Here is a 7,836-nt window from a genome sequence, read left to right as displayed (position 1 = left end):
CGAGCTTTTTCTTCTGGTGCGTTATCGATCTGGTCGAATGCACGAGCAGAACCACCGTAGGTTTTTGCCAGAACGGTAGTGATTGCAGCGGTCAGCGTTGTTTTACCATGGTCAACGTGGCCGATAGTACCGACGTTAACGTGCGGTTTTGTACGTTCAAACTTTTCTTTAGACATCGATTGTCCCTCTAAGACACGGATAAATCGGTGATATCACCACATCAACCAGGCGAAATGCCTGAACTGTTGAATTCATTTACATTGAAACAGAGAGAAACGGGAGGGAGAAGTGAAGTGGTGCTGATACCCAGAGTCGAACTGGGGACCTCACCCTTACCAAGGGTGCGCTCTACCAACTGAGCCATATCAGCACGTATTGGAGCGGGCAGCGGGAATCGAACCCGCATCATCAGCTTGGAAGGCTGAGGTAATAGCCATTATACGATGCCCGCATCCTGAAACTCGGCTACCCAGTTCTTTCTGTAACAAAAAAAGAGATTTCTCTCTTTTTAAGTTCGAGCTGGTTAATTTTTCCAACCAGCTCCGGCGGCGTTAACGCTGCCAGAAAGTGGTGGTGGGGGAAGGATTCGAACCTTCGAAGTCTGTGACGGCAGATTTACAGTCTGCTCCCTTTGGCCGCTCGGGAACCCCACCGGACTTGATGGTGCCGACTACCGGAATCGAACTGGTGACCTACTGATTACAAGTCAGTTGCTCTACCTACTGAGCTAAGTCGGCATCAAGTAGCGCGCATTTTAGGGAGACCCGCAGGTTCATGCAACTAAAAATTTGCATAAATCGTTCTTTCGCTCACATTTTGTGCGAGAAGAGAGAATAACGCTGTATTTCTAAGCAAATGCGCGCAAATATTCATCATTTAATGACTGCAAAAGGTCGCAGACACTGTCTGTGACCATTCCCGCTTAACGGAACACTGGGCCACATTTTTTCTTATTATTCGGCTCATCTGGTGTTACCCTCCTGCGCATTGTCCAAAATTAACTATTATGTGATGTGCCATACCCCGCATGGCTAGCCCCTACTGTGGGATGAGACGCTTCACTCAAGCATGCTTATGAGCAAAAAAGAGCAAACGTTAATGACGCCTTATCTCCAGTTTAGCCGCAGCCAGTGGGCTGCTCTGCGTGACTCCGTCCCCATGACCTTAACGGAAGGCGAAATCGCACGGTTAAAAGGGATAAACGAAGACCTGTCGCTTGAAGAAGTGGCCGAAATATATTTGCCTCTATCGCGTTTGCTGAATTTCTATATCAGTTCCAACCTCCGCCGACAGGCCGTACTGGAGCAGTTCCTCGGTACGAACGGGCAACGCATTCCTTATATCATTAGTATTGCCGGCAGCGTCGCCGTGGGTAAAAGCACCACCGCGCGTGTCTTGCAGGCGCTGCTGAGCCGCTGGCCTGAACACCGCAGCGTTGAGCTGATCACGACCGATGGCTTTCTGCATCCGAATGAGGTGTTAAAAGAACGCGGCCTGATGAAGAAGAAGGGTTTCCCGCTCTCTTATGATATGCACCGTCTGGTGAAGTTTGTTTCGGATCTGAAATCCGGCGTGCCGAACGTGACGGCCCCCGTCTACTCGCACTTGATTTACGACCGCATCCCTGACGGCGACAAAACGGTGGTACAGCCGGATATTCTGATTCTGGAAGGACTAAACGTTCTGCAGAGTGGAATGGATTATCCGCATGACCCGCATCATGTGTTTGTCTCTGACTTCGTCGATTTCTCTATTTATGTCGATGCGCCGGAAGAGCTGCTGCAAAACTGGTACATCAACCGCTTCCTGAAGTTCCGCGAAGGGGCGTTCACCGATCCTGACTCTTACTTCCATAACTACGCCCAGCTTTCTGAAGCAGAAGCGGTAAATGTGGCGACCTCGCTGTGGAACGAGATCAACTACGTGAACCTGAAAGAGAACATCCTGCCAACGCGGGAACGCGCCAGCCTGATCCTCACCAAGAGTGAGAAACACGCTGTCGACCATGTGCGTCTGCGCAAGTAACGATACAAGCCCGGCGGCACGTCGCTTGCCCGGGCCTGAAAACAAAAAACCGGCGAATTCGCCGGTTTTTTTATGACTTATACCTGAGGCTTTTCGCCGTTTTCATCCTGATCGACGGCGAAGCACGCCACCAGTTGACCGCCGTAGTCTTTCAACTGCGGTTGCAACTGGGTACATGGCCCAAAGCGACGACGGCAGCGGGCATTGAAAGCACAGCCCGGCGGCGGGTTAAGCGGACTTGGCAGCTCACCCGTTAACTTAATACGCTCCCGGCGCTCATCCGGGTTCAGGCGCGGTGTCGCAGAGAGCAATGCCTGGGTATAAGGGTGACGAGGGTTATTAAAGATCTGGTCTTTCGTTCCCTTTTCCACGCAGCGCCCCAGATACATCACCATCACTTCATCCGCGATGTGTTCCACTACCGACAGGTCATGAGAGATGAAGACATACGACAGGCCTAAATCCTGCTGCAGATCCATCATCAGGTTCAGCACCTGCGCACGGACGGACACGTCCAGCGCGGAGACCGGTTCATCGGCAATCACAACATCCGGGTCGAGCATCAGACCACGGGCGATAGCAATACGCTGACGCTGGCCGCCGGAGAACATATGCGGGTAACGATCGTAGTGCTCGGTCTTAAGCCCTACTTTCGCCATCATCGCCAGCGCCTTCTCACGACGCTGCTCTTTGCTCAGCGTAGAGTTGATTTGCAGCGGCTCTTCCAGAATCTGCCCCACTTTCTTGCGCGGGTTCAGCGAGCCATACGGGTTCTGGAAGACAATCTGGATTTTCTGGCGACGCAGTTTCTGCGCGTCGGGATCGTGCTTCAGCAGATCCTGGCCCTGATAATACAGCTCGCCACCGGTCGGGGTTTCAATCATGGTCAGCAGGCGGCCCAATGTGGATTTCCCACACCCGGACTCACCCACCACCGCTAATGTCTTACCGCGCTCAAGGGTAAAGGAGACGCCATCCAGTGCTTTGACCAGACGTTCCGGGGCAAACAGCCCTTTCTTCACCGGGTAGTGTTTTTTCAGATCGATAGCATGCAGCAGTGGCTGTTGCATGGTGGCCTCTTGCGTACTCATAGTGTGGGCCTCCCGGCGTCATCGAGTGGGTAGTGACATTTAGACTGACGGCCGTCGCTGAGGGTATAGAGTTCCGGCTCATCGATGCGGCATTTGTCCGTGGCATACGGGCAACGCGGGTTCAGCAGACAGCCGGTCGGACGGTCATATTTACCCGGCACCACGCCCGGCAGTGACGCCAGACGCGCTTTGTCCTGGGCAAACTCCGGCAGGGCGCGCAGCAGTGCCTGGGTATAGGGGTGACGCGGCGCACGGAAGATATCGTGCGAGTTGCCGGTTTCAACAACCTGTCCGGCGTACATCACGATAATTTTGTGCGCGGCTTCGGCCACTAACGCCAGGTCATGGGTGATCAGGATCAGCGCCATATTCTCTTTCTGCTGCAACTCCAGCAGCAGCTCGATGATCTGCGCCTGAATGGTCACGTCCAGCGCGGTTGTCGGTTCGTCGGCAATCAGCAACTTCGGACGACAGGCAATCGCCATGGCGATCATCACGCGCTGGCTCATCCCGCCGGAGAGCTGGTGCGGATAAACATCCAGACGCGAGGCCGGGTCAGGAATACCGACCTGGTTCAGCAGATCGATTGCCCGCTGACGACGGGTTTGCTTATTCCCACCCTGGTGCACCTTAATCGCTTCCATAATCTGGAAACCGACGGTGTAACACGGGTTGAGGCTGGTCATCGGATCCTGGAAGATCATCGCCACTTCGGCACCGACCAGGTTGCGGCGCTCTTTTTCTGAAATGCGCTTCAGATCCTGACCGTTGAACTCCAGGCTTTCCGCCATTACGCGGCCCGGGTAATCAATCAGACCCATGATCGCCAGTGAGCTGACCGATTTACCGGAACCTGACTCACCCACGATGCCAACGACTTCACCCTGATTTACGCTGTAGCTAACCCGATCTACGGCGCGAAACTCGGAGCCTACGTCACCGAAGTGCACCGATAATTTATCTACATTTAATAACGCCATCTCGTGCCTCTTACTGCTTCAGTTTGGGATCAAGTGCATCACGCAGACCATCACCCATCAGGTTAAATGCCAGCACCGTCAGCAGGATCGCCAGACCCGGGAAGGTCACGACCCACCAGGCGCTCTGCGCGAACTGCAACACGTCGGAGAGCATGGTGCCCCACTCCGGTGTTGGCGGTTGCGCACCCATGCCAAGGAAGCCAAGAGCAGCCATATCGAGAATGGCGTTTGAGAAACCGAGCGACGCCTGAACAATCAGCGGCGCAAGGCAGTTTGGAAGAATGTTGACGAACATCTGACGCATCGCGCCCGCACCCGCCACGCGAGACGCGGTGACATAGTCGCGGTTCACTTCCACCAGCACTGCCGCGCGCGTTAATCGCACATAGTGAGGGAGCGCCACGAACGTCAGGGCCAGGGCGGCGTTGCCGATCGACGGACCGAAGATGGCCACCAGCACCAGCGCCAGCAGCAGGCTCGGCAGGGCAAGCATGATGTCGACAACACGCATAATAATGTTATCAACCAGCCCGCCGAAGTAACCTGCAATCAGGCCGAGGACAACCCCGAGGATCAGCGAAAGCACGACCACCAGACAGCCGACCAGCAGGGACAGACGCGCACCGTACATCAGACGGGACAGCACATCGCGACCGACATCGTCGGTACCCAGCAGGTGAGCGAATGTTCCGCCTTCTTGCCAGGCTGGCGGTGCCAGCAGCATGTCGCGGAACTGATCCGCCGGGTTATGAGGTGCAAGAAAGTTCGCAAACACCGCGATAATGATCATGATGGTAACGTACACCAATCCCACTACCGCGCCTTTATTGCGTTTGAAGTAGTGCCAGAACTCCTGCAGCGGCGTCATTGGCACCGGTGCTGCGACCACTTTATTTTCAGAAACTTGTGACATGATGGCCCCTTACTTCTTATGACGAATACGCGGGTTCACCACGCCGTACAGCAAATCGACCAGCAGGTTGACGAGGATAATCATCGTCGCCACCAGCAGTACACCGCCCTGCACCACCGGGTAATCACGGCGTTGCAGCGCGTCAATCAGCCAGCGGCCCAGTCCCGGCCAGGAGAAGATAGTTTCGGTCAGGATCGCCCCTGCCAGCAGCGTCCCCACCTGCAGACCAATAACGGTCACCACCGGCAGCATGGCGTTACGCAGGGCATGAACGATGATCACCCGCATGCGGGTCAGGCCTTTCGCACGGGCGGTACGGATGTAATCCTCGCCCAGCACTTCAAGCATTGACGAACGGGTCATACGCACGATAACCGCCAGCGGGATCGTACCGAGCACCATGGCAGGCAGGATCATGTGCGCCAGCGCATCAATAAAGTTGCCCTCTTCGCCCCAGATAGCCGTGTCGATCAGCATAAAGCCGGTCAGCGGGTTAGTATCATCGAGGAAGACCATATCGCTGACGCGTCCCGAGACGGGCGTCAGGTTAAGCTGCACCGATACCAGCATGATCAGCATCATGCCCCACCAGAAGATAGGCATGGAGTAGCCGGTCAGCGCCAGGCCAACGGCAGTATGATCAAAGATGGAGCCGCGTTTCACCGCAGCCAGCACGCCCACCGGAATACCCACGGCGACGGCAAAAATCATGGCGCAGACACCAAGCTCAAGCGTTGCCTGGAAGCGCGGCACGAACTCTTCCCACACCGGCAGACGGCTTTTCAGCGAAATACCCAAATCACCGTGCATCACACCCCAGATATAGTGGAGATACTGCTGCCACATAGGCTGATCCAGCCCCAGTTCGGCCAACAGTTGTGCATGACGTTCAGGAGAAATTCCACGCTCGCCCGCCATAATCATTACCGGGTCACCGGGGATCATATGGACAAAGGCAAAGGTGAGAAGGGTGATACCGATAAACGTGGGGATAACTAGTCCCAGACGTCGGAGGATGAACTGCAACATAACCCGGATTCTCTCTAATGACGTACGCGGGAGGGCGCGACGTCTGTATTGCTCACAAATGTAAATTCCCTCTCCGTGACGGAGAGGATTAGGGTGAGGGGGTGCATGCACGCCCCTCACCCCTGCCCTCTCCCAAAAGGAGAGGGAGAACACCCTACTTATTATTCAACAGAAACGTTTTCGAAGTGGTGTTTGCCCAGTGGATCAACCACATAGCCTTTCACTTCTTTGCGTACTGGTTCGTATACGGTTGAGTGAGCGACGATCAGTGCTGGTGCCTGGTCATGCATAACAACCTGAGCCTGCTTGTACAGTTCGATACGCTTGTTGTGATCTTCTGCAGCACGCGCTGGCTGAATCAGGTCTTCAAACGGCTTGTAGCACCAGCGAGAGTAGTTAGAACCGTCTTTCGCCGCTGCGCAGCTGAACAGGGTCGCGAAGAAGTTATCTGGATCCCCATTGTCGCCGGTCCAGCCCATCATAACGGCCTGGTGCTCACCTGCTTTAGCACGTTTCAGGTACTCGCCCCACTCGTAAGTGACGATCTTGGCCTGAACGCCGATTTTCGCCCAGTCAGCCTGAACCATCTCGGCCATACGGCGCGCGTTCGGGTTGTAAGGACGCTGTACTGGCATTGCCCACAGTTCAACGGTAAAGCCTTTATCCTGGCCCGCTTCTTTCAGCAGTGCTTTCGCTTTCTCAACGTCGTAGGTGTAATCCTTAACGTCGTCGTTGTAGCCCCACATTGTTGGTGGGATCAGGTTCTTCGCGGCAACGCCTGCGCCCTGATAAACCGCCTTGATGATCGCTTCTTTGTTCACCGCGTAAGTCAGCGCCTGACGCACTTTCACGTCATCAAACGGTTTCTTCTCGGTATTGAAGGAGAGATAGCCCACGTTCAGGCCCGCCTGCTCCATCAGATTGATGTTTTTGTCCTGCTTCATGCGCGCGATGTCAGCCGGGTTCGGGTACGGCATCACCTGGCATTCGTTCTTCTGCAGCTTAGCGTAACGTACGGAGGCGTCAGGCGTGATGGAGAAGACCAGACGGTCGATCTGCGGCTTGGTGCCCCAGTAACCTTCGAACGCTTTGTACAGAATACGGGAGTCTTTCTGGTACTGCAGCAGCTGGAACGGACCGGTACCGACCGGGTTCAGGTCCACTTTCTCCGGCGTGCCGGCTTTCAGCATGTTGTCGGCATATTCTTTTGACAGAATAGAGGCGAAGTCCATGGCCAGGTCAGCCAGGAACGGTGCTTCTGGACGCGTCAGTACGAACTGAACGGTATTGTCGTCCACTTTTTTGATTTCGCTGATCAGGTCTGGCAGGCCCATCCCTTCGAAGTACTCATAGCTGCCGCCAGAGACTTTATGGTATGGGTTCTGAGCATTCTTCTGACGATCGAAGGAGAACACCACGTCGTCTGCATTCAGATCGCGCGTAGGTTTGAAGTCTTTGCTGTCCTGCCACTTCACGCCCTGGCGCAGGTGGAAGGTATAGGTCTTACCATCTTCGCTGACTTCCCATTTCTCTGCCAGACCCGGAATAACTTCCGTGGTACCGGTTTTGAATTCAACCAGACGGTTATAGATTGGTACAGAGCTTGCGTCGTACGTCGTACCAGAGGTAAAGAGCTGTGGGTTAAAGCCTTCCGGCGAGCCTTCAGAACAGTAGACCAGGGTTTTTGCCTGTACGCCTGCTGCGACGGTCATAGCCACCAGGCTCAGACCAAGCTTCAGCATCCCTGACTTCTTCAAGGAAATACTCATTGTTATTCTGCTCCAATGTGATGTTTTTG

General features: G+C 54.8%; 7 protein-coding genes and 4 tRNA genes. 1 reads left to right on the top strand and 10 read right to left on the bottom strand.

The features are described 5' to 3' along the window. From ABIE02_RS20075 to ABIE02_RS20055, 5 genes are all read right to left on the bottom strand, one after another. Nucleotides 1-176, bottom strand: a 176-nt coding sequence (locus ABIE02_RS20075; protein WP_016831079.1) for a GTP-binding protein, incomplete at its 3' end; no start/stop codon positions are given. A gap of 118 nt (nucleotides 177-294) precedes the next feature. Next, nucleotides 295-370: transfer RNA gene (locus ABIE02_RS20070), tRNA-Thr, on the bottom strand. Between the two features lie 6 nt (nucleotides 371-376). Then, a tRNA-Gly gene (locus ABIE02_RS20065) sits at nucleotides 377-451 on the bottom strand. A 117-nt stretch (nucleotides 452-568) separates the two neighbouring features. Next, a tRNA-Tyr gene (locus ABIE02_RS20060) sits at nucleotides 569-653 on the bottom strand. 8 nt (nucleotides 654-661) lie between these two features. Beyond that, nucleotides 662-737 (bottom strand) — tRNA-Thr (locus ABIE02_RS20055). Between the two features lie 337 nt (nucleotides 738-1,074). Between ABIE02_RS20055 and coaA the strand changes: the two genes are divergently transcribed. Continuing rightward, a complete protein-coding gene (gene coaA / locus ABIE02_RS20050) occupies nucleotides 1,075-2,025 on the top strand; it encodes a type I pantothenate kinase (protein WP_130587998.1) in 951 nt (316 codons plus the stop codon). A 77-nt stretch (nucleotides 2,026-2,102) separates the two neighbouring features. Here coaA and dppF read toward each other — a convergent pair whose 3' ends face one another. The 5 genes from dppF to dppA all read right to left on the bottom strand — a co-directional run bounded on the left by dppF (nucleotide 2,103) and on the right by dppA (nucleotide 7,807). Further along, on the bottom strand, nucleotides 2,103-3,116 hold the full coding sequence (gene dppF, locus ABIE02_RS20045) for a dipeptide ABC transporter ATP-binding subunit DppF (RefSeq protein ID WP_059308972.1): 1,014 nt from the start codon (nucleotides 3,114-3,116) through the stop codon (nucleotides 2,103-2,105). Then, nucleotides 3,113-4,096 (bottom strand): dipeptide ABC transporter ATP-binding protein, encoded by a 984-nt coding sequence (gene dppD, locus ABIE02_RS20040; RefSeq protein ID WP_032615870.1) that lies wholly within the window; start codon nucleotides 4,094-4,096, stop codon nucleotides 3,113-3,115. Before dppD ends, dppF begins: the two co-directional genes overlap by 4 nt. A gap of 10 nt (nucleotides 4,097-4,106) precedes the next feature. Continuing rightward, nucleotides 4,107-5,009 carry a dipeptide ABC transporter permease DppC gene (gene dppC, locus ABIE02_RS20035; protein ID WP_032615868.1) on the bottom strand — a complete coding sequence of 301 codons (903 nt, stop codon included), beginning with the start codon at nucleotides 5,007-5,009 and terminating at the stop codon, nucleotides 4,107-4,109. A gap of 9 nt (nucleotides 5,010-5,018) precedes the next feature. Further along, a complete protein-coding gene (dppB, locus tag ABIE02_RS20030) occupies nucleotides 5,019-6,038 on the bottom strand; it encodes a dipeptide ABC transporter permease DppB (RefSeq protein ID WP_032615866.1) in 1,020 nt (339 codons plus the stop codon). 161 nt (nucleotides 6,039-6,199) lie between these two features. Continuing rightward, entirely contained in the window at nucleotides 6,200-7,807 is a 1,608-nt protein-coding gene (gene dppA, locus ABIE02_RS20025) for a dipeptide ABC transporter periplasmic-binding protein DppA (RefSeq protein WP_032615864.1), read from the bottom strand. Nucleotides 7,808-7,836 lie beyond the last annotated feature (29 nt).

It is taken from the genome of Leclercia sp. 1548, assembly GCF_050435045.1.
Taxonomy (GTDB): Bacteria; Pseudomonadota; Gammaproteobacteria; order Enterobacterales; family Enterobacteriaceae; genus Enterobacter; species Enterobacter adecarboxylatus.
The sequence above is the reverse complement of the archived record's forward strand: the minus strand, read 5'-3'. Positions and strand labels throughout refer to the sequence as shown.

Bases quoted from the DNA above. Each gene is read 5' to 3' on its own strand.
- dppD (WP_032615870.1), bottom strand. From the start codon at position 4,096: ATGGCGTTATTAAATGTAGATAAATTATCGGTGCACTTCGGTGACGTA.
- dppA (WP_032615864.1), bottom strand. From the start codon at position 7,807: ATGAGTATTTCCTTGAAGAAGTCAGGGATGCTGAAGCTTGGTCTGAGC.
- dppB (WP_032615866.1), bottom strand. From the start codon at position 6,038: ATGTTGCAGTTCATCCTCCGACGTCTGGGACTAGTTATCCCCACGTTT.
- dppC (WP_032615868.1), bottom strand. From the start codon at position 5,009: ATGTCACAAGTTTCTGAAAATAAAGTGGTCGCAGCACCGGTGCCAATG.
- dppF (WP_059308972.1), bottom strand. From the start codon at position 3,116: ATGAGTACGCAAGAGGCCACCATGCAACAGCCACTGCTGCATGCTATC.
- coaA (WP_130587998.1), top strand. From the start codon at position 1,075: ATGAGCAAAAAAGAGCAAACGTTAATGACGCCTTATCTCCAGTTTAGC.